This is a genomic window from Brevibacterium luteolum, from assembly GCF_013004595.1.
Classification (GTDB): domain Bacteria; phylum Actinomycetota; class Actinomycetes; order Actinomycetales; family Brevibacteriaceae; genus Brevibacterium; species Brevibacterium luteolum.
This window is the reverse complement of record NZ_JABEMC010000005.1, coordinates 208,330-228,083: the sequence shown is the minus strand read 5'-3', so window position 1 is coordinate 228,083 and position 19,754 is coordinate 208,330. Positions and strand designations below refer to the sequence as shown.

Genomic DNA, 19,754 nt, shown 5'->3' with positions numbered 1-19,754 from the left:
CGATGGACACCGCTCCCGAGGCACCGGCGGGCTCCCCGTTCACCTCACCTGCGCAGGCCAGGGCGGCCTTCCGGGCCGGTCTCGACCGGCCGACCGCCGGCCTGTGCCCGGGGTTCACGCAGACGAACCTGCTTGCTGTGCCGCGCGAGCATGCCTTCGACTTCCTGCTCTTCGCCCAGCGCAACCCCAAGCCGATGCCGATCGTCGGAGTGCTCGAAGCCGGGCAGACGAGCTCGCCGCTGCTTCAAGGCGGGGATATCCGCACCGATGTGCCGGCCTACCGGATCTACCGGAACGGTGAGCTCGCCGAGACCGTCACGGATGCCACCGCGTTCTGGCGAGACGACATCGTCAGCTTCCTCATCGGCTGCTCGTTCACCTTCGAGACCGCGCTGCTGGCCGCCGGCATTGACATCGCTCACATCAGCCAGAACGTCAACGTGCCGATGTACCGCACCTCGATCGACACCGAACCGGCCGGGATCTTCTCAGGCCCGCTTGTTGTGTCGATGCGCCCGCTGCCGGCGAACCAGGTCGCCGAGGCGGTGCGCATCACCTCCCGCTACCCGGCCGTGCACGGAGCACCGGTGCACATCGGCAACCCGGCAGAGATCGGCATCCGCGACCTCGGCAACCCTGACTACGGCGATGCGGTGACGATCCCGGATGGGCATCTGCCGGTGTTCTGGGCCTGCGGGGTGACCCCGCAAGCCGCGCTGCTGGCCGCCCGCCCGGAGATCGCGATCGCCCACTCACCCGGGAAGATGCTCATCACTGACGCCCGGGATGCCGAGTTCCAGGTCCCCTAAGTCCAGGTTCCCGAGGTCGGTTCCTCATAGGCCGGGCGTACCTGCGTGAGGAGACCAAGTTCAGGACAGCAGCTCGCGGACCTCGCTGCGCGCCCGGTCGAGGTAGCTGCGCATCTCCTCAGCGGCCTCGCGGCGCCGGCCGCTTGCGGCAAGGTCGGCGATCGTGGCGTTGAGCTCGATATAGGGGCAGTGGAAGCCGCGGCGCTCGGCTGAACCGCGGATGAAGACGAGCCGCATGAGCGCGAGCACCCGGGTCATGACCTCGTTGGCGTAGTAGGACTCGGCCGAGGCGATGATCGCCGAGTGGAACCGCTGGTTGGCATCGCCGACCGCATGGGGGTCGCCCGCCTCGCGTGCGGCCCGCCCGGCGGCCACACAGTCCTTAAGCGTGGCCGTGTCGAGCCGGTCCGACCACTGCAGGACGGCCGGTTCGAGCAGCGAACGGCACTGGTAGATCTCATCGACGTGCGAGATCTCCGGCAGCGTCACATGCACCCCGCGGTGCGGCAGCCGCACGACGACCCCGTAGCCCTGCAGTGCGACGAACGCCTCGCGCAGCGTGTTCCGGGAGACCTCCAGCCGGGTGGCCAGGGCAACCTCGTGGAGCTTCTCGCCAGGGGCGAGCTGGCCGGTTGAGATCTCCTCCAGTAGCGTGTGGGTCACCCGCTGCTGTGCCGATACGAATTCCATGGTCACGCCGCCATAGTAGGAGACAATCGCGGTAGCGGCGGCTGTGATCTTTCTGTCATGTTCCCTTACCGTTCCCATACGCCCTCAGTACCAGCCTCGCGCCGCATCCTCGGCACGGTTCAGGAGATCCGCGCGAGCACCTGACCTGCCGAAACGCTGTCACCTGCATCCAGGGACTCACATGCAATCGTTCCGCCGGACGGGGCGGAGACATTGGACTCCATCTTCATCGCCTCGATGACCGCGACCGTCTGCCCGGCCTCGACCGCGTCGCCGTCTGCCACCTTCCACGTCACGAAGCTGCCGGCATATGGGCTCGTGACCTCCGCTCCCGAGGCGTCGGCGCCGTTGTCGGTGCTGCTCGCCTCGGTCTCGGTGTCCGCGCCCGTGGTGCCGGCAGGCTGGGCCTCGCCGGTGGACGCACCGCTTGGGGCTGGGCTGGCGAGCCGGCTCAGCAGCTCAGCAGGCAGACCGAGCTCGACGCGCTTGCCATCGAGTTCGACGCCGAACCGGGTGAACGGCTGACCGTCACGTTGATCGGCGAAGACCTCGGTGCGTTCGAACTGCTCGGCGAAGTCGTTTTCGATCCAGGTCGTGTGGACGGCGAAGTCATCGGCGAAGTCAGAGTGTTCGAGCACTGCCTGGTGGAACGGCACGACCGTGGCGACTCCCTCGATGACGAGTTCGCGCAGCGCCTGCCGGGCACGCGTGATCGCCTGGTCGCGGTCGGCACCGAAGACGATGAGCTTGGCCATCATCGAGTCATAGGCACCCGGGATCGTCGACCCGCTCGTGACCCCGGTGTCGACGCGGATGCCCGGGCCGGTCGGGGCCTCGAATCGGGTGATGGTGCCCGGGCAGGGGACATAGCCGTTGGCGACGTCTTCGGCGTTGAGCCGGAACTCGATCGCATGCCCGAGCTGCGGCACAGTGATCTCGCTGTCCCCACATGCGGCATTGCCGTCAGAAGCATCGCCGTCGGCGAAGGATAGTGGCAGGCCGGCGGCGATCCGGAACTGCTCGCCGACAAGATCGACGCCGGTCGTCATCTCGGTCACCGGATGCTCGACTTGCAGGCGCGTGTTGACCTCCAGGAAGCTGATGGTGCCGTCTTCGGCGATGAGGAACTCGACCGTACCGGCGCCGACGTACCCGGCAGCCTGGCAGATCTTGACCGCGCCCTCACGGATCGTCGCCTCCTGTTCGGAGGTGAGGAACGGCGCCGGTGCCTCCTCGACGAGCTTCTGGTTGCGCCGCTGCAGCGAGCAGTCCCGCAGCCCGATCACGACCGTGTTCCCGTGCGTGTCCGCCAGGATCTGCGCCTCGACGTGCCGGGGGCGGACGAGGAATTTCTCGACAAAGCACTCACCGCGGCCGAACGCGGCCACCGCCTCGCGCCCGGCGGCCGCGAAGGCATCCTCGACGTCAGCGAGCTCATGGACGACTTTGAGGCCGCGTCCGCCGCCACCGTAGGCAGCCTTGATCGCAATCGGCAGCCCGTGCTCCTCAGCGAAGGCGTGCGCCTCCTCCCAGTCCTCGACCGGGCCATCGGAACCGGGCGCGAGCGGGGCGTCGACGGAGAGTGCGATCTCGCGGGCGGTGACCTTGTTGCCCAGCTTCTCGATCACCTCAGGCGACGGGCCGATCCACGTCAGTCCCGCCTCGGCGACGGCGGCAGCGAACTCAGCGTTCTCGGCGAGGAACCCGTAGCCGGGGTGGACGGCCTCGACACCGGCGCGCAGCGCGGTTTCGATGAGGGCCGGGATGTTCATGTACGTCTCGGCCGGGGCGGTGCCCGGCAGCCGGTAGGCCTCGTCGGCGATGCGGGTGTGCAGGGCCTCGGCGTCGGCATCGGAGTACACGGCCACTGAGCGCAGCCCGTGGTCGGCTGCCGCGCGGGCGATGCGCACGGCGATCTCCCCGCGGTTGGCGATGAGCACGGAAGCAAGCGTCATGACGGTTCTCCTGGCAGGTCGGCGGCGTGGATGGTGAAGCGCACCTCGGCACCCGGCGGCAGCTGGGCGGCGAGGTCGAGGTCTTCGGCGATGACGGTGGCGACGACCGGATACCCGCCGGTCACCGGATGGTCGGCCAGGAACAGCACCGGCTGGCCTTCCGGCGGCACCTGGATCGCACCGGAGACCATGCCCTCACTGGCGAGCTCCCCGGTGTCCTCGGCCCGGCGCAGCGGCCGGCCGTCCTCGCCTGCCTGCAGGCGAAGGGCGATGCGATTGGACTCCTGGCTGACCGTCCACACTTGGCTGGTGAGCGTCTCCAGCTCACCGGGGGCGCACCAGTCATCTCTCGGCCCGGGCACCACCCGCAGCTCTGCGGTCGTGAGATTACCTTCCGGTAGGTTCGTAGGCTCCGGCCCGCCGACGGCAACCACGTCGGGTGTGACGGGCACCTTGAGCTGCTGGCCGACGCTGATCGGCTCAGGCCCGAGCCGGGAGAGCGTATCGGTGGCCGTCGAGCCGAGCACCTCGCTGGTGACGAACCCGCCGCGCACCGCGACATAGGAGCGGATCCCATGCGTCGGCGCACCGATCTCCACACTCTCACCAGCCGGGGCGACGAGCGGGGTGCGCAGCGGGGCGGGCTTGCCACCCACTTTGACAGGCGCCTCGGCTCCGGTAACGGCCAGCGTCAGGTCGGTCTCAGCTTGCAGCGCGAGCCCGCCGAAGAGGCATTCGATGACAGTGGCGTCGCCGCGGTTGCCGACGATCCGGTTGGCCTGCCGGGCTGAGGCGCGGTCGAGCACCCCGGAGGTCGGCACGCCGGTGTCGCCGTGGCCGGTGCGCCCGCGGTCCTGGAACAGCGCCTGCAGACCCACGGCGGTGACGGTCGCCGCCGGGCGGGCCGGCTGGCTCGCCGGCGCCGAGGCGGTGGCCGGGGAGAGCGTGACCTCCTCGGCCACCGCCCGGTAGCGGATCTCATCACCCGGACTGATGCGGTTGGGCGGGTCTTCGCCCACGTCCCACACCGGGGTGGGGGAGGAGCCGAGCAGCTGCCAGCCGCCGGGTGAGTCGATCGGGTAGACGGCGGAGAACGGCCCGGCCAGGGCGACGGAACCGCGCGGCACCTTGGTGCGCGGGGAGGCCCGGCGTGGGGTGTTCCAGCCGCTGCCGGCGGCGGTGCAGTAGGCGAAGCCGGGGGAGAACCCGCCGAAGGCGGCCAACCAGTCTTCGCTCGTGTGCCGGGCGATGAGCGCCTCGGTCGAGACGCCGTAGTGCTCGGCGACTGCCTCGAGGTCCTCGCCGTTGTAGACTACGTCGATGTCGATGCGCTTGTGCGCACCTGCGGCCGCGTCATCGGGGGTCAGTTCGCGCAGGGCGGTCAGGGCCGTGTCGAGGCCGCGGCGAGTGGCGGCTTTGAACAGCAGCGTGCGGGCGGCGGCGATGACCTCGATCTGCGCGTCGAGCGGGTGGGCGCTCAGGTGGGCGTGCCAGGCCATGACGGTGGCGGTGTCGGGCAGTTCAATGAGCACCGAGCGGGTGCCCATGAGTCGGAACTCCGGGGTGCTCGTCACTGCGCCGGGTCGGTCGGCCGGGCTCATGCGAAGCTCGTGACCGTCACGCCGGCTTCGTCGAGGGCCTCGCGGATGGCCTTGGCCATCTCGACAGCGCCCGGCGAGTCGCCGTGCACGCAGATCGACTGGGCGTCGACGCGCAGGGTCGAGCCATCGCGTGCGGTGACCGTGCCCGAGGTGGCCATCTCGATGACCCGGGAGCGCACGGTGTCGATGTCGGTGACGACCGCATCGTCCTCCGACCGGGAGACAAGCGTGCCGTCGGGATTGTAATTGCGGTCGGCGAAGGCTTCGGTGATGACCTGCAGACCGGCCTTGACGGCCATCTCCGCGGCGATCGAGCCGGGCAGCAGAAGCAGCGGGACGCTGCGGGAGAAGGACCGCAGCCCGTCGATGACGGCCTGAGCGTGCTCGGCATTGCGCACGAGCGCGTTGTACAGCGCGCCATGGGGCTTGACGTAGCGGACCTCGGAGCCGTGCGCGCGGGCGATCGCATCGAGGGCGCCGATCTGGTAGAGCACCTCGTCAGCCAGCTGCTTGGGGTCGTAGTCGATGAACCGGCGGCCGAAGCCCGACGGGTCGTTGTAGGCCGGGTGCGCCCCGATCGTCACACCGCGGGCAGCGGCCTGGCTGACGGTGGCCGAGATGCCGTGCGGGCTGCCGGCATGGAAGCCGCAGGCGACATTGGCCGAGGAGACGACGTCGAGGATCGCCTCGTCATCGCCGACGGGAATGCCGGCGACCGATTCGCCCAGGTCGGAGTTGACGTCGATGCTGCTCATAGCTTCTCCTCCAGTTCGCCTCGGCGGGCCGCAGTCCCCTGATCGTTGTTGAACAATTCTACGGGATGGGAGCCGGTTTGGCGTCGGGAGGGGCTGGGGAAAACGGTCGGCGCCGAGGGCGGTGACTCAGCTGATGGGTGGTGGCGGGTCTCAGTAGCGGGCGGCGCGGCGTGCCCGGCGCTCATTCACCCGGCGGGTCTCTCCGCGGATGGTGAAGCAGGAGATGACGGTGCCGACGAAGAAGAATCCGCCGGTGAAGAGGAACAGCAGACCCATGACGATCTTGCCGATGTAGAAGTACTGCAGGCCCGCGATGAGGACGAAGCCGAGGAGGGTGAGGACGAGGGCGAGGCCGGGATCCTTGGCCGGTTCGGTGGCGTAGGGCGACATGCGAGCTCCTTTCGCGAACAGGTGCGCGTGCTGGTGCTCTTCTAAGTGTGCCCTATCGGCATCCGAACCGGCTGGGAGCACTACCTGGCGGACGCCAGAGCCGACCGCGTGCCTCAGCCGAACAGCTGCACACCGGCCATCGCAAGCCCGCCGAAGAGCACGCCCCAGGCGATGATCGACACGATCTGCCAGCGCGCCACAGCGTTGCGGGAGGCGCCGAAGGAGACCATCGCCATCGAGGTGATCTGGCTGGGCAGCACGGTCTGGCCGAGCAGGCTGACGCCTGGTACGCCCCACCGGTCGAAGGCTTTCCTGAGCCGTGCCTTCTTCGGTGAGTCAGCCGGCTTCTTGGCAGTCGCCCGGGCGCGGATCTTGTGGGCGCCGTAGACGAGGGCGAGCATCGACAGGACGTTGCCGAGGATCGCAGCCGGGATCGCGACGACGGGGTGGACGCCGGCGACGATGCCGATGACTGAGCCGAAGTAGGACTCGACGAACGGCAGTGCGGAGATGAGGATGATGCCGGCCCAGCGGGCCCACACCGGCAGCGAGGTGGTGAATTCCTGGAGTGCTTCGAACATGGTCTCTCCTTCACGAGGGGTGGCTTCACGCAGGGCTGCACTCGTCTAGTACAGCGTGCTAGTTCAATGTACTAGTACGGTGTGCTAGATTGTCAAGTGGCGATTGAGAGTCGTGAACGAAGCGCTGGAAGAGGCGCGTGACGGGAGGAGTCCGATGGCTGACAGGCGGGAGCAGATCGTCGAGGCCGCCCTTGAGCTCGTCGAGTCCGGCGGGCCAGGTGCTGCGAGCGTGCGCGCTGTTGCCGAGCGCGCCGGCATCGGCGCGAGCACGCTTCGGTACTATTTCCCGACCCAAAGTGCGCTCTTGCGCGCAGTGGCTGAGCGGGCCTATTCGCGTGAGGTGCCCGATCTCGACATCGCGAACTCCTCGCGGGATCCAGCCGAGCGGCTGACGGAGTGCATGCTGCAGTTCCTGCCGCATGATGACGCATCGACGCGCTCGCTGCTCGGCATCTGGGTCACCCAGATGTCCAATGCCTTCGGCCCGGAGGCTGATGACTCCAGTACGCGGATGCTCTCACGGCTCTACGAGATCGGGCTGGCCAGGGTCGAGTCATGGCTGCACGTCCTCGCCGCCGAAGGGCATCTTGCCGAAGTGGACATCCCCGACCGCGCCTCGCTGCTGAGCGCGGCCTGCGATGGGCTCATGTCGCAGTTCGGCGCCACCGACCTGGAGCTGACGCTGGATGTCGCCCGCAGACGACTGCGCTGGCTGTGCGGAGCCGTGCTCGACCACACGCCCTGAACCCGAAACGCGTGCCACGCACCGCCCGGGGGCACTCGAGAAGAGAAAGACCCCGGTTCGCACGATCGCGCGCAAACCGGGGTCGGAAACCTCAGCGCAGAGGGCTCAGGGGGACTCAGCGGGGCTCAGACCATCACTTCGATCAACCGCGGTCCCGGCTCAGCCAGTGCCTCGGAGAACGCGGCGTCGAGCTGCTCGACGGTCTCGACACGACGGGCCGGCACGCCCATCCCCTCGGAGATGGCGGACCAGTTCGGCACCGGGTCGCTGAGGTCGAGCAGTGCGCTGGCCTTCGGGCCGAAGTCCGGCACCCCGACATTGGCCATCTCATTGCGCAGGATCTGGTACTTGGCATTGTTGAAGATGAGCGTGACGACGTTGAGGCCTTCGCGGGCCTGAGTCCACAGCGCCTGCGGCTGGTACAGGCCCGAACCATCGCTTTCGAGCGTGATGACCGGCCGATCCGGGCAGGCGATCGCGGCACCTGCGGCCACCGGCATCGCATAGCCGATCGACCCGCCGGTGCCGGAGAACCAGTCGTGCGGGCGCGCCGTGGCGGTCTGTGCCCAGAAGCTCCCGCCGGTCGTGAGGGACTCATCGACGACGATCGCGCCCTCAGGGATCGCATTGCCGAGGAACGCGCTGATCTTCTCCGGGGTGATCGTGCCGCTCGGCATGCCCGGCAGAGACAGCTCGGCAATATGGCCGCGGCCCTCGGCGGTGCCAGCACCGGAGGCGATCCCATCGCCGGGGACATCAGCACCGGTGGCACCGACCGCCTCGGCGAGAGCCTCCAATGCGGCGAGCGCATCGCCTTCGCGCGGGCAGATCTCGAAGAAGGTCGTGCCGGCAGCAGTGAGCACGCTCGACTTGTCCGGGTAGGCGAAGAACGCCACCGGCTCCTTCGAGTCGACGAGGATGAGCGCATCGAAATCGGCGAGCAGCTCCTGGGACGGCCCCACTGGGTACGGCACCTTGAGTGTCGTCACCCGCCCGGCGCCGCGTTCGGTGCGAGGGGCGAAGGTGTCAGACAGCAGATGGGCGCCGGTGGCAGCAGCGATCCGCCCGGCCACAGCGAGCTGATCGGCCCGCAGCGAGCGGCCGCCCATGAGGATCGCGGTGTGCTCACCGGAGGCGCGCAGGCGCTTGGCAGCGGCAGCGATGACGCGCTCATCGAGGACCGGACGCGGCAATGCGGCGGCAGTCGGCACGGCCGGGTCGCCGGTGACCGGGTTCCAGGCCGTGTCAGCCGGCAGGATGAGCGAGGCGACACGACCGGCCTCGGCCTGGCTGATGGCATCGGCGGTGTCGGCTGCGATGGTGTCCGGTGATGGAGAGCTGCGCACCCAGTGGCTGAACGGGCGCGCGGTGCCTTCGATGTCGGAGGTCAGCGGCGCGTCGAGGTCGCGGTGGTAGGTGGCGTGATCGCCGATGACATTGACGATCCCAGCCCGGGCGCGCAGAGCGTTGTGCATGTTCGACAGGCCGTTGGCCAGACCTGGCCCGAGGTGGAGGAGAGTCGCGGCAGGGCGATCGGTCATACGAGAGTAACCGTCAGCCGCACCGGTGACCGTGCCCTCGAACAGCCCGAGTACGCCGCGGATCTTCGTCGCCTTGTCCAAGGAGGCAACGAAGTGCATCTCCGAGGTGCCGGGATTGGCGAAGCACACCTCGATGTCGTTGTGTTCAAGGGTGGCCAGGAGTCTGTCGGCGCCGTTCGTCATCGGTTCTCTGCTTTCTCTCATCAGCTGGCGCTGCGTGTCTCAGTTGAAGCTGCGTTGTCACTGCCGCGGGTCGGCTGTGTCAGCGGTCGGCCGGGCATGGGGTTGACCGGCCGGAGCCCGCGTGTCAGGGGTCGTCGGCGCGGCGGTGCGCTGCCGTGCGGCTGACAGCTCTTATCTCATCACCGCCTGCGGGTCCCCGCAAGACGCCGGGCGGAGTGAGCTCTCGACTCGACCCGACGCCCAATGCGCTCATCAGCAATCATGCTTTACCGGCATGGAATCAATCATGCTTTACCGGCATGGAATCAATCATGCTCTACTGGCATGGAATATGCCTAAAGCGGCGTTTGATGTGCATCACCGCAGGCCACTGCGGTCGGGAGCCGTGGCACGTGTTGCCTGTTGGTCGAGCTCCGGCTTCACCTGCGAATCCGCCGCCGCATCCGCGACGTCGTCGTCCGCAGCTCCCTGGCCGTCGCGTCATAGGTGACGAACTCCTGCGTGTCCGTGTCGACGGTCCCTGCGGCTGCAACTTCCCGCGACCGTTTCGCCTGCGGTCCCGCTGGAAACCCCCTGTCCGGTCAGTCAGATCGCCCCGGCTGGCTCTTGCGCCGGATCACTCTCGTCACCTACAGTGAATACACTGTATACAAAACATAGGCAGGGCAGCGCGGCCCGCCGTCTCACTCACGCTCAAAGGAGTAGTCGTGTACGTCTATAACACCTGGTACGTCGCCGCCTGGAGCTCCGAAGTCACCGACAAGCCCACCGCTCGCACCATCTGCGAGCTGCCGCTCGTGCTCTTCCGCACCCAGGACGGCGAAGCACACGCGCTCGTCGACCGCTGCGCTCACCGCGGCTTCCCGCTCTCGGAGGGCCGGGTCGTCAACGACTCGGTCGAGTGCGCCTATCACGGCTTCACCTATGGCCGCGACGGCCGCTGCACGCGTGTGCCTGGTCAGACCGCGCTGCCCGACCGGGCTCGCGTCGGCACCTATCCGGTCTACGAGAAGGACGGTTGGATCTGGGTCTACACCGGCGATCCGGAACGTGCTGACATCAGCGACATTCCCGACACCCACTGGCACAACGACCCTGAATGGGCACCGGTGTTCCACTCCCTGGGCATCAACTGCCGGGCGGAACTCGTCCACGACAACCTGCTTGACCTCACCCACGAATCGTGGATCCACCAGACGACCGTCGGCGACGACTACATCTACGAATACGGCGTCACCGTCGAAGTCGAGGGCAACACCGTCAGCGTCGACCGATTCATGCCCAGCGTCGAGGCCCCGCCGCTGTACAAGGACACGATGGGCATCTCCGGGCCCTACGACCGGTTCCACTGCACCGAATTCCATGTGCCCAACCACCACACCCTGCACTCGGGCATCACCGCCGAGGGTCAGCCGCGCGAAGACGGCTACCTCATCAAGGTCACCAACGCGATCACCCCGATCGACGCCGACCACTGCTGGTACTACTACTGCTTCGCCCGCAACTTCGCCGTCGATGACGAGCAGGCGACCAAGGACCTCGAAGTCGGCCTGGCCACCGTCCTCAAGGAGGACGCGTGGGCGCTTGAGAACCAGGAGCGCGGGCTCAAGACCCGCCCGGCTGATGAGTTCGACGTGCTCATCGCCCAGGACGGCGGGGTCGCCAAGGCGCGCCGCATCATGAACGCCCTCATCCGCGCTGAGCAGCGTGAGGCGGATGCGAAGCGCGAGGCGTCTGAGAAGAACGCCGTCGCCGCCTCGGGCGGGACCGCCAGCACCGCGAACACCGACCCCGTAAACAGCGCCGCCCAGCCGGCTGGTCAGGAGGTGTGAGCGATGTGGATGCTTTCGCGCGGCAGCGCCCTCGACGCCTCCGGTGAGGCCGCCACCATCGGCGCCGACTACACCGCCCGGGCCGGCAACGGGCGGGTGCTCGCCTCGTGCCCGGACTCCCCGGAGCGCGGAGACCGCTGGAAGTGGACGATCCGGCTGACCGGGGCCGAACCCCACGCCGGCGTGGACATCGACCACGACCCTGCCCAGGTGACCATCACCCGCACCACCGTCGAAGGCCCTGGTGAGAAGGACCTGGACCGCGCCGCAGGCCGCCAGTTCGTCATCGTCCCAGTCGCCGGCGCCTGCCAGATCAGCATCGCCGGCGGCCCATGGGCCCGCGACATCACCCCCGGCGACGTCTACATCGCCGAAGGGGAGGAGACCGAGACCCTGCGCATCTCCGCCGCTGATGCCCGCACCCGCGTCGAGGCGATCGAGATCGCCGCGGCCGACGGCGGCCCGCTGCGCTGGGTGCCCTGAACGGCCAGTGCAGAAGGAGGAATCATGCCCGAACTCATCGACATGAAGGTCATCGGCACCCAGGCGGTGTGCGAGGACGTCATGGCCGTCCAACTCGAACGCGCCGACGGCGGCCCGCTGCCCACCTGGAGTCCCGGCTCCCACATCGACATCGAACTGGCTGCAGGGCTGGTGCGCCAGTACTCGCTGTGCTCGGACCCGCGCGTCCCGCGCACCTGGCAGATCGCGGTGCGCCGCGAGCCCCGCTCCCGAGGCGGCTCGGACTTCGTACACGATCAGCTCGCCCCCGGCGCGGTGCTGCGGGCGACTGTGCCGATCAACCGGTTCGCCTTCGACGACGCTGACGCCTACGTCTTCATCGCCGGCGGCATCGGCATCACCCCGCTGCTGCCGATGCTGCGGCAGGCGTGGTGGCGCAAGAAGCCGGCACGCGTGTACTACCTGGGCCGCAGCCGGGGCCGGCTGCCGTTCGTCGACATCGTCGAAGAGCTCTGCGACGACGTCACCGTCCACGAATCCGCGATCGCCGGCCGGCGAGACATCGCCGCTGATCTTGCCGGACTGCCCGCCGGCGCGCGCGTCTACGCCTGCGGGCCCGATGCGCTGCTCGACGGGCTGGCCATCATCGCCGAACAGGAGGGCTTCGCTGACCGGCTGCACACCGAGCGGTTCGTCAACGAGACCGGCGAGGGTGTCACCGTCATGGCCGATGACCGGGAGTTCCTCGTCGAGACGAACACCGGAGCCGAGGTGAGAGTCCCGGTGGGCTGCAGTGTGCTCGAAGCTCTCGAAGGGGCCGGCTACCGGCCGTTCAACTCCTGCCGGGAGGGCATCTGCGGATCATGTGAGACCGATGTGCTCGCAGGAGCAATCGATCACCGCGACTCCCTGCTGTCCGAGGCTGAGCGGCAGGCCGGAGATACCATGATGATCTGCGTCTCCCGCTGCACCGGCGACCGACTCGTCCTCGACATCTGAGCGCCGGGACAGCTGAACGCAAGGGCATGGGAACGACGACAGCGCAGACACCGCAGGAGAGGAGGCGCCGATGGCCAACCTGACCGCTGAGGTCAAAGGCAAAATCACTGCCGCGGTGGCCAGCGGTGAGCTGGCCCCGGGCACGGTGCTGCGCCAGGAGCACATCGCTGAGCGCTTCGGCGTCTCGCGCACCCCTGCCCGCGAGGCGCTCGTGCAGCTGGCTGCCGCCGGGGTGGTGAGCCAGCGCAGCGGCCGCGGCTTCGAAGTCTGCCCACTGGACGACACCACCGTCGCCGATGTCCAGCAGGTGCGCTTCAGCCTCGAGGCGCTCGCCCTGCGCTCGCTGACCGGCCAGCTCACACCTCGGGCGCGGCTGGAGCTGTCCCACCGGCTCGACCAGGCCGAACTCGCCCTTGACGACCCGGCGGAGTTCTTCGAACTCTCCCGCCGCTTCCACATCGAGCTCGTCGACGCGTGCGCGAACTCCTATCTGCGCTCAGTGCTCACCAGCGTGTGGGACCATCCGGTCCAGCAGCGCATCGGCGCCCGGGCCGGAGCCGACCGCGCCCAGCGGCAGGCGACGCTGGCCACTCACCGGGAGCTGCTGGCCGCGCTTGCAGACGGCGACGGTGCAGCCGCTGAAGCCGCACTGATGCGCTGCCACACTGACTGATGTCTCAGCTGCTGTGCTGCAATGTCTGGTGCGGGGTGCGATGAGGTGCGGTGCTCTGGTGTGAAGTGCGGTATTCCGGTGTGCGGTCCCGGGCGGAGGCGAACGCACACCCTCCGCAGCCGGTTCGCAGCTGAATGTGAGGGCTGCGACCGCCTGGGCTCATGTGTCCCTGTTTACGTCAGCGTCACCGACAGGCCATGTCGATCTGTCACTCTCGGGAGTATGGATGCAACGATTTCGACTCTTCGCACCTGGATCGAGACCACCGGACAGCAGTGGCTGGCCGATGACAATATCACCGGCATCGACATCGCCCACAAGGTCGTCGAGGGCTTGACGCTCGATGCCGTGTGCCTGCGCTTCTCCGTGCGCCGCAAGCTTGCGGCCGCCGACCCCGCTGCCACCATCCCGCCGTATGTCAGCATCGGCGAGCGCATCGTTCCCACCGATGTGGTCGAAGCTCGCCGGTTTGCCGCCGCCGGCCAGCCGGCCCGCGCCTGCGCCTGATCGACGCTGACCCGGCTGTCTGTCGCCCCATGACGTAGACTGAGGGCATGGCTGCACCGGATCGCAAGACTCCAGGACCATCGGTCAAAGACGACGAGATGTATGAAGCGCTGCGCCGTGAGGGCAACAGCAAGGAGAAGTCCGCGCGCATCGCCAACGCCGCCGCGCAGGATTCCCGCTCTGACGTGGGCGAACGCGGCGGTCATGCCGACTCCTACGAGGACTGGACCGTCGAGCAGCTGCGCAAGCGCGCCGCCGAACTCGATATCGCCGGCCGCTCGAAGATGAACAAAGACGACCTCATCGCAGCCTTGCGGGGGTGAACTTCGCCCGCACCTGGGACCGTTATCACCGGTGTGGCCTCCGCTGGCCTGCTGCACGGCATCGCCGGCAACGGTAAGGCCCCGATGAGCGGATACCGGGTCCCACGCGCTTTCGGCCCCGCCAGCAAGCCAGACGGCACGACGCTCGCCCCCGGATCGGTCGCAACGACCGGTGGCGCACCCGCTGCAGCTCCCGGCACTCCAAGAGGCGGGTGTCAGCCCTCAACTCCGACCGCACGGCCAAAGGCCGAGGCGCTCTCGAAGGACGCTGAGCACCGTTATGCCGCTGTCGTCGACTACACCCCACGACAGCAGGCCGGCCGCGTATCGTCATCGCCGCGCACGCGGAGCTGAAGAACCTGCAGACGCAGCGATTCTGCGAAACCCCGTGCCGCGCGGAGGAGCCGGGTTACGATGGTGCTGACAGCGACGTCATCTGACCCAGGGGGTCCCATGGCCACGGAATCGCAGCACAGCACCACAGACCGCAGTTCAGGGGAGGGGATCGGTTTCGCCCTGCTCGAAGCGGTCTTCGCCACGACACCTGCCGACCGCGCATCGGATGCCGATACAGATGTCGTGCACCGGCTGGAGACGTTCCACGAGACCTACCCGAACGTCGGCGATGACCTGCAGGCGCTCATCAACCTCGGTGAGGCGCCCGTGCGCGAGGTGATGGGCGAGGACCAGATGGCCGGCCGGCTCAAGAGCGAAGCGCTCATGGACGTCGCGATGACGTTCGCCAACCTCGACCCGCGCGTATCGACCGCAGCTGATGCGGCCGCCCACTCCCGTGAGGAGCTCGAGGCTGCCTATACCGCAGTCCCCGGTCTGGGTGCGGGCACCTTCGAGCAGTTCCTCACCCGGCTCGGGCTTACCGACTCCGAGGACTGATCCGCAGTTCCCGCCGCGCTGGCTCAGCGGTCTGAGCCGGTGCGGTGATCGGGGTCCGCGTCCTCCTCAGGATCGGATTCCCGGAGCTCGGGCTGCGGTGCCCGGCCGGCGCCTTCGAGTTGCCGGCGGGCCTGCTCGGTGAGCTTGACGCGTTTGGCGTCGATGATCTCGTCACGACGGGCGAGGACGCCGAATGAGCCCAGACCGGTGCCGAGGATGACGAACAGCGGCCAGAACCAGATGACCGTTCCGGAGACGATCGAGGTGAAAGCCCAGATCGCCACGCAGATGCCGACCGGGCCTGCGACGATCCCCAGGAGCGCCTTGCGCCGCTGCGACCGGTAGTGCTCGAGTGCTGCCGCGTCGATCTCCTCGCGGGTGAGTGGAATGCCCTCATCGAGCTCGGCCAGCCCCGACTTCTGCGGGTCGACATCTGGGGCGAGATCGGACAGCAGCGGCGGCAGCTGCCCGAGGGTCTTGGCCGCGTTGGCGGCATCGGTGCGCTCCTCGAACTCCTCGCGGTCGAGGCGGCCATCCGCGTAGGCCTCGGCGAGGAAGTCGCAGACCGTCGAGCGGTCGGCAGTCGAAGCCCGCAGATCGGGATTGCGGCGCGGGTCATGCGCGAACTGCTCCCAGGGACTTCCGCGGCCGGTCATGACAGCAGAGTATCTCAGATCACGCGAACTTCCAGAGTCCGATCGAGCCGACCGGTGGTCATCGGACGGGAGAGCCTATGAAAGGCACAGGCGTCACTCTCGACGGAGGCGGCTTCTCGTTGACCGAAGACGGAGCACCAGTCATCGGCGACTGCCTGCTGGCGCTCACCGGCTCACTGCAGCTGCGGGGGTGTTGCATCCGACCGCCAGCGGTGATGCCGCCTTGTCCGCCGAGCGGTTCGAAGCCGCCTTCAGCGCCCGGGCCCGCCCCTCGGTGCTCTCCCTGTTCGGTCCGGACCCGTGAGCCCGACTGTCGGGGCCTGCTGTGCGCATGGATCTCCGGCGGCGAGTGCACCTTCGGGTATGCGGTCGACGACTATGCTGCTGCTGTTTTCACCGACGGCACGTTCGCCCACACCGTCGCGGACGGAGGTCAGCGCCATGCCCTCCGCCTCGCCGGCGGCCTGGCGGAGACCCTGTCGATGTTCGGCCACGACGGCACACGCGCATCTCGGTGACAGTGCGAAGGCGTAGAGTGAAGAGCGCAGTCTGCATCCACGAAACGACAGCTGAGCGAATCGAGGAAGAATGCTCTCCACTCTCGTCCGCATAGGCGGCCGTCTGGCCCTGGCCCCGATCTTCATTACCGGTGGCATCAACGCCGCCAAGAACCCTGCCGGCCGACCCGACAAGGCCGCCGCCACTATCGGCACTCTCCGCGAATACGTTCCAGCGATCCCCGAGAACGACGAACTCGTCGTCCGCCTCAACGGCATCGTTCAGGCAGCTGCCGGAACCGCACTCGGCCTCGGTGTGCTGCCGAAGGCCTCAGCAGCTGTGCTGCTGGCCTCCCTTGTGCCGACTACGATCGCCGGGCATGACTTCTGGAACGAGACCGAACCGGACAAGCGTGCCGGCCAGCAGCTGCAGTTCTCCAAGAACGCCGCCATCATCGGCGGGCTGCTGAGCATCATCGGCTCCCGCCGGTGACGGCACTGAGCCGCCATAGACCGAACCCGCCCCGGCCGAGGCTACCGGCCGGCTCGGGGCGTCCGCCGGGGTGGCCTTCGCTGGTTGCGATGGCACTCGGGCCAGCGGGCTGCCGCTGGCTCGGACTGCTGCTGGCCGCCGGGTTCGGCTGCGACCGTAGGTCGGAGTTGGGCGCCGGGGGCCTCGCTGCTCGTGCTCATCGGGCTCTCCACCAGGGCTGCCCAGGCGGCGGCCCGGACGATCATGATGAGCCGCGCCGACGCCCGCAGGAGACCGAGCGCCCGTGGGCTGTGGAACGTCTGATTCGATATCGGCCCGGGGCTCAGTGCGCACGCAGGCGGAGCGGCAGTGCCCCGGTGCGACCGGTTCATTCGCAGCCGATGCCGTCACCGTCGCGGTCGAGATGCGAGCCGTAGCCCGGCTCCCCGACGTGCACCGGCGCTCCGCCCCGGTCACGCGCTTCGGCACAGTTCTGATAGGCACCGCCGGTGCCCGACCCTGGTCCAAAGCCACCCGAGCCCCTGGAATCTGACTTCGCACCGGACCCGTTCGAGGAGGCGCCGGAACCCGAACCGCCCGGTCCGGAACCGCCTGAGCTCGATCGGCCCGAACCTGAACCGCTCGACCCGTTCTTCGTCGGTGCATCGGCATAGGAGGCGATGTCCCCGCCTGAGGTGCTCGGCCAGCTGGCATCGGAGGTGAAGGCCGGTTCGTCATCGCAGGCGGACAGCACCCGAATCATCGCCTCTTTCTCCGCAGGAACCACCCACAGCTCGTACTTGCGTTTGACTGCGATCTGCCGCGAGACGTATTCGCAGCGATAGGATTTCCGCGGCGGCAGCCACGTGGCGGCGTCACCATCGCCCTTCTGGGCGTTGAGCCGTGACTCGACGGCCAGCAGATTCAGCGGATCGTTGCCGAACTCCACTGCCGTTGCCGCATCGAAGGACTGCGCTCCGGTCTGCCAGGCGTTCGACAGGGCCACGAGGTGGTCGATGTCGATGTTATTGCCGTCGCCGCGGATGAAGTCGAACGTCTCGCCTGAGAACTTCGAGGTGAGCTCTCCACCGAGGACGACGCAACCGCTGTGCTGCAGGGTGATGTCGCGCAGGTCTCGGCGCAGCACGTCATTACGCGTGTCGCAGCCGTTGCGGTCGGTGTCGTCGCGCCACCCGAAGAACTCGCGGTCGTACCCGGTCTTCGGTGCGCGGCCTTTGACCTCCAGCTCGGCGAGCATCGCCAGAGCGCTGCCCGGCGAGGCCGTTTCGGTGCTGGTAGGCGGCGAGGTGGGACTCGCATCGGTGCCAGCCGCGGCTGTCGGCTCGCTCGTCGGAACCCCGGCGTTCGATGACGGTCCGGCCTCCGGCACCGCGCTGCCTGACTGCTCGCCGTCATCGGAGTCGACGAACGCCCCGATGACGGCGAAGACGATGATCGCAGCCGCGGTCCACCACAGCCGGTGCCGCCTCCGGTCCCCGGCAGCCCGGCGGGTCTTCAGAGGCCGAGGGGAAGGCATCGACACCATCCTTGCGCGTGAGACTGGCAGAACAGAGCTCTCAGCTTACCGGCAGACCTGCCGCGCCAAGCGGAGGCGCGCCTCCGGCCTGCTCCGCCTCATGATGGGGCAATGATGGCCGACGTATCGCTGCGAACCCTTCACCGAACTCGCGGCGATCCACGATGCTCCTGGGCCCAGCCGCCTCGTCGCAGCTCGTCTTCGTGTTCGGTTGCGAAATACGAGGACGTCATGTCGTATAGGCACAGTGATACTCCCGTGGTCTCGACGCTGTGGGCAAAGCACAGCGCGGCGCACCGCAGACGGTCATCAGGGAGAACCGTTCAACGCGTTCTCCGACCCCGAATCTCACGCGAAAGCGGCCCGCCACGAGGGGCGGGCCGCTGTAACGAGGTCTCAAACCGGTAATGCCACCGGTGTGAACAACGACCTCCTGGTGGGCCCCGTGGGGATCGAACCCACGACCCACGGATTAAAAGTCCGTTGCTCTACCAACTGAGCTAGAGGCCCGCAGACTGATTGTAGACCGCTGGTCCCACGGTGCCCAACTCGACAGACTGAGCTGCGGCTTCACAGCCGCCAATCAACGCTCCACGGGCTGATCCCGCGCTTCCTGCGCCCGGAAGCGTCTGCAGGCTGGCCCGTCTTGCGTCCCCACCACCGGCTGCCTCTGCCGCCAGCCTCACTGTTGCCGGTCTGATAGGTACGCGGCGCCTCGGGGTCGAAGTCCCCCGCACTCTCGTGGACGAGGATCTGGCTGTCAGCGGTCACCGGGTCGATGACCTCGCCGGGGATCACCTGACCCTTGGATTTGCGCAGCTGCAGCAGCCGGATGAGGTGCTTGAGCCCGCCCATGAGGTCGGCGTCGGCCTTCGGCGTGCTGATCTTCGGGTCGAGGTCGTGGGGGAATGCGCCGGGGTACGGGTCGAAAGCGCTGCGCGAATGCCGGACGACGGTGCGCGCCATCTGATGGTTGACGACACCGCCGATCACCGCTCCGATGCCGAAAGGCATGAGGCGGCCGACCATCGACCCGCCGGTGCGCGCAGCGTACTTGCGCATCATCGTCTTGCGCATCCGCTTGGTCAGCGTGTCCATCATCTGTGCCGGGATCTGCTTGGCGACCATCGGGCCCCAATGCGAGGTCAGTGCCGGACCCTCACCGGCAGCCTGGGCGGAGAACTTCTTCACCAGGTCCTTGCCTGCGTTGCCGAGCATCAGACCCATCACCAGCGCGTTCGCCCGCTGCGGATCGCGCACCGGCAGCCCGTGCAGTTCGGTGATCGCCTGCGCGTACAGTGCTGAAGCTTCTAAGAATCCGGCCGTCTCCACAGCCGCGACACCAGCGGCAGCCAGCGTCCCGAGCCCGGGCACCACGGCAGTTGCGCCGACTGCAGCACCTCCACCGGTGGCTGCCCATAGGTAGTGCTTGCGGACGATGTCGGCGATCTCCGCAGGCGAGGCCTCGGGGTTCTTCCGCCGCAGCATTCGCAGGTACGCCAGCACCGCAGGGCGCTGCACGGCCAGCAGCCTGCGCACTGTTCCCTCCGCATGCGGCTTGAGCTCGCCGTCCTTCGTGAACGCGAACTTCGTAGCAGTCTTGAGACCCGTCTGGACCTTCGCACTGTTGGTCATAGCCATACGGTAGCGCC

The 19,754-nt window shown here is 68.0% G+C and carries 20 protein-coding genes and 1 tRNA gene; 10 read left to right on the top strand and 11 right to left on the bottom strand.

What is annotated here, in order from left to right:
* Positions 1-2: 2 nt before the first annotated feature.
* Complete coding sequence (locus HLA91_RS09790; RefSeq protein WP_170274544.1) at positions 3-809, top strand: putative hydro-lyase; 807 nt, start codon at positions 3-5, stop codon at positions 807-809.
* Between the two features lie 60 nt (positions 810-869).
* On the opposite strand, the gene HLA91_RS09785 is transcribed toward HLA91_RS09790, so the two are convergent.
* The 6 genes from HLA91_RS09785 to HLA91_RS09760 all read right to left on the bottom strand — a co-directional run bounded on the left by HLA91_RS09785 (position 870) and on the right by HLA91_RS09760 (position 6,781).
* Positions 870-1,499, bottom strand: coding sequence for a GntR family transcriptional regulator (locus tag HLA91_RS09785; protein WP_239557269.1), 630 nt, complete (start codon positions 1,497-1,499; stop codon positions 870-872).
* Between the two features lie 119 nt (positions 1,500-1,618).
* Positions 1,619-3,454 (bottom strand): acetyl/propionyl/methylcrotonyl-CoA carboxylase subunit alpha, encoded by a 1,836-nt coding sequence (locus HLA91_RS09780; RefSeq protein WP_170274512.1) that lies wholly within the window; start codon positions 3,452-3,454, stop codon positions 1,619-1,621.
* Positions 3,451-5,055: a 5-oxoprolinase subunit B/C family protein gene (locus tag HLA91_RS09775; RefSeq protein WP_204514220.1), complete on the bottom strand. Its 1,605-nt coding sequence runs from the start codon at positions 5,053-5,055 to the stop codon at positions 3,451-3,453. The genes HLA91_RS09780 and HLA91_RS09775 overlap by 4 nt, the downstream gene beginning before the upstream one ends.
* A complete protein-coding gene (locus HLA91_RS09770; protein WP_170274511.1) occupies positions 5,052-5,810 on the bottom strand; it encodes a LamB/YcsF family protein in 759 nt (252 codons plus the stop codon). The genes HLA91_RS09775 and HLA91_RS09770 overlap by 4 nt, the downstream gene beginning before the upstream one ends.
* 150 nt (positions 5,811-5,960) lie before the next feature.
* Positions 5,961-6,200 carry a TM2 domain-containing protein gene (locus tag HLA91_RS09765; RefSeq protein ID WP_165883714.1) on the bottom strand — a complete coding sequence of 80 codons (240 nt, stop codon included), beginning with the start codon at positions 6,198-6,200 and terminating at the stop codon, positions 5,961-5,963.
* Positions 6,201-6,313: 113 nt separating this feature from the next.
* Positions 6,314-6,781, bottom strand: a complete 468-nt coding sequence (locus tag HLA91_RS09760; protein WP_102162066.1) for a hypothetical protein — start codon at positions 6,779-6,781, stop codon at positions 6,314-6,316.
* Between the two features lie 154 nt (positions 6,782-6,935).
* On the opposite strand from HLA91_RS09760, the gene HLA91_RS09755 reads away from it, so the two are divergent.
* Positions 6,936-7,526, top strand: a complete 591-nt coding sequence (locus HLA91_RS09755; RefSeq protein WP_170274510.1) for a TetR/AcrR family transcriptional regulator — start codon at positions 6,936-6,938, stop codon at positions 7,524-7,526.
* A 125-nt stretch (positions 7,527-7,651) separates the two neighbouring features.
* Here the strand turns inward: HLA91_RS09755 and HLA91_RS09750 are convergent, their stop codons facing one another.
* On the bottom strand, positions 7,652-9,250 hold the full coding sequence (locus HLA91_RS09750; RefSeq protein WP_170274509.1) for an acetolactate synthase large subunit: 1,599 nt from the start codon (positions 9,248-9,250) through the stop codon (positions 7,652-7,654).
* A gap of 707 nt (positions 9,251-9,957) precedes the next feature.
* On the opposite strand from HLA91_RS09750, the gene HLA91_RS14215 reads away from it, so the two are divergent.
* From HLA91_RS14215 to HLA91_RS09715, 7 genes are all read left to right on the top strand, one after another.
* Positions 9,958-11,082, top strand: coding sequence for an aromatic ring-hydroxylating dioxygenase subunit alpha (locus HLA91_RS14215; protein WP_170274508.1), 1,125 nt, complete (start codon positions 9,958-9,960; stop codon positions 11,080-11,082).
* 3 nt (positions 11,083-11,085) lie between these two features.
* Entirely contained in the window at positions 11,086-11,565 is a 480-nt protein-coding gene (locus HLA91_RS09740) for a hypothetical protein (RefSeq protein WP_102162062.1), read from the top strand.
* Positions 11,566-11,589: 24 nt separating this feature from the next.
* Complete coding sequence (locus tag HLA91_RS09735) at positions 11,590-12,543, top strand: PDR/VanB family oxidoreductase (protein WP_170274507.1); 954 nt, start codon at positions 11,590-11,592, stop codon at positions 12,541-12,543.
* Positions 12,544-12,613: 70 nt separating this feature from the next.
* A complete protein-coding gene (locus HLA91_RS09730; protein ID WP_170274506.1) occupies positions 12,614-13,216 on the top strand; it encodes a GntR family transcriptional regulator in 603 nt (200 codons plus the stop codon).
* 222 nt (positions 13,217-13,438) lie between these two features.
* On the top strand, positions 13,439-13,723 hold the full coding sequence (locus HLA91_RS09725) for a hypothetical protein (protein WP_170274505.1): 285 nt from the start codon (positions 13,439-13,441) through the stop codon (positions 13,721-13,723).
* Between the two features lie 47 nt (positions 13,724-13,770).
* A complete protein-coding gene (locus tag HLA91_RS09720) occupies positions 13,771-14,046 on the top strand; it encodes a DUF7218 family protein (RefSeq protein ID WP_170274504.1) in 276 nt (91 codons plus the stop codon).
* Positions 14,047-14,499: 453 nt separating this feature from the next.
* Entirely contained in the window at positions 14,500-14,940 is a 441-nt protein-coding gene (locus HLA91_RS09715) for a hypothetical protein (RefSeq protein ID WP_170274503.1), read from the top strand.
* A 23-nt stretch (positions 14,941-14,963) separates the two neighbouring features.
* Here the strand turns inward: HLA91_RS09715 and HLA91_RS09710 are convergent, their stop codons facing one another.
* A complete protein-coding gene (locus HLA91_RS09710) occupies positions 14,964-15,596 on the bottom strand; it encodes a DUF1707 SHOCT-like domain-containing protein (protein WP_170274502.1) in 633 nt (210 codons plus the stop codon).
* Positions 15,597-16,184: 588 nt separating this feature from the next.
* Here HLA91_RS09710 and HLA91_RS09705 point away from each other — a divergent pair.
* Positions 16,185-16,586: a DoxX family protein gene (locus tag HLA91_RS09705; protein WP_170274501.1), complete on the top strand. Its 402-nt coding sequence runs from the start codon at positions 16,185-16,187 to the stop codon at positions 16,584-16,586.
* Positions 16,587-16,953: 367 nt separating this feature from the next.
* Here HLA91_RS09705 and HLA91_RS09700 read toward each other — a convergent pair whose 3' ends face one another.
* From HLA91_RS09700 to HLA91_RS09690, 3 genes are all read right to left on the bottom strand, one after another.
* Positions 16,954-18,102, bottom strand: a complete 1,149-nt coding sequence (locus HLA91_RS09700; RefSeq protein WP_239557084.1) for a GmrSD restriction endonuclease domain-containing protein — start codon at positions 18,100-18,102, stop codon at positions 16,954-16,956.
* Between the two features lie 434 nt (positions 18,103-18,536).
* Positions 18,537-18,612 (bottom strand) — tRNA-Lys (locus HLA91_RS09695).
* A gap of 60 nt (positions 18,613-18,672) precedes the next feature.
* On the bottom strand, positions 18,673-19,737 hold the full coding sequence (locus HLA91_RS09690; protein ID WP_170274500.1) for a hypothetical protein: 1,065 nt from the start codon (positions 19,735-19,737) through the stop codon (positions 18,673-18,675).
* Positions 19,738-19,754 lie beyond the last annotated feature (17 nt).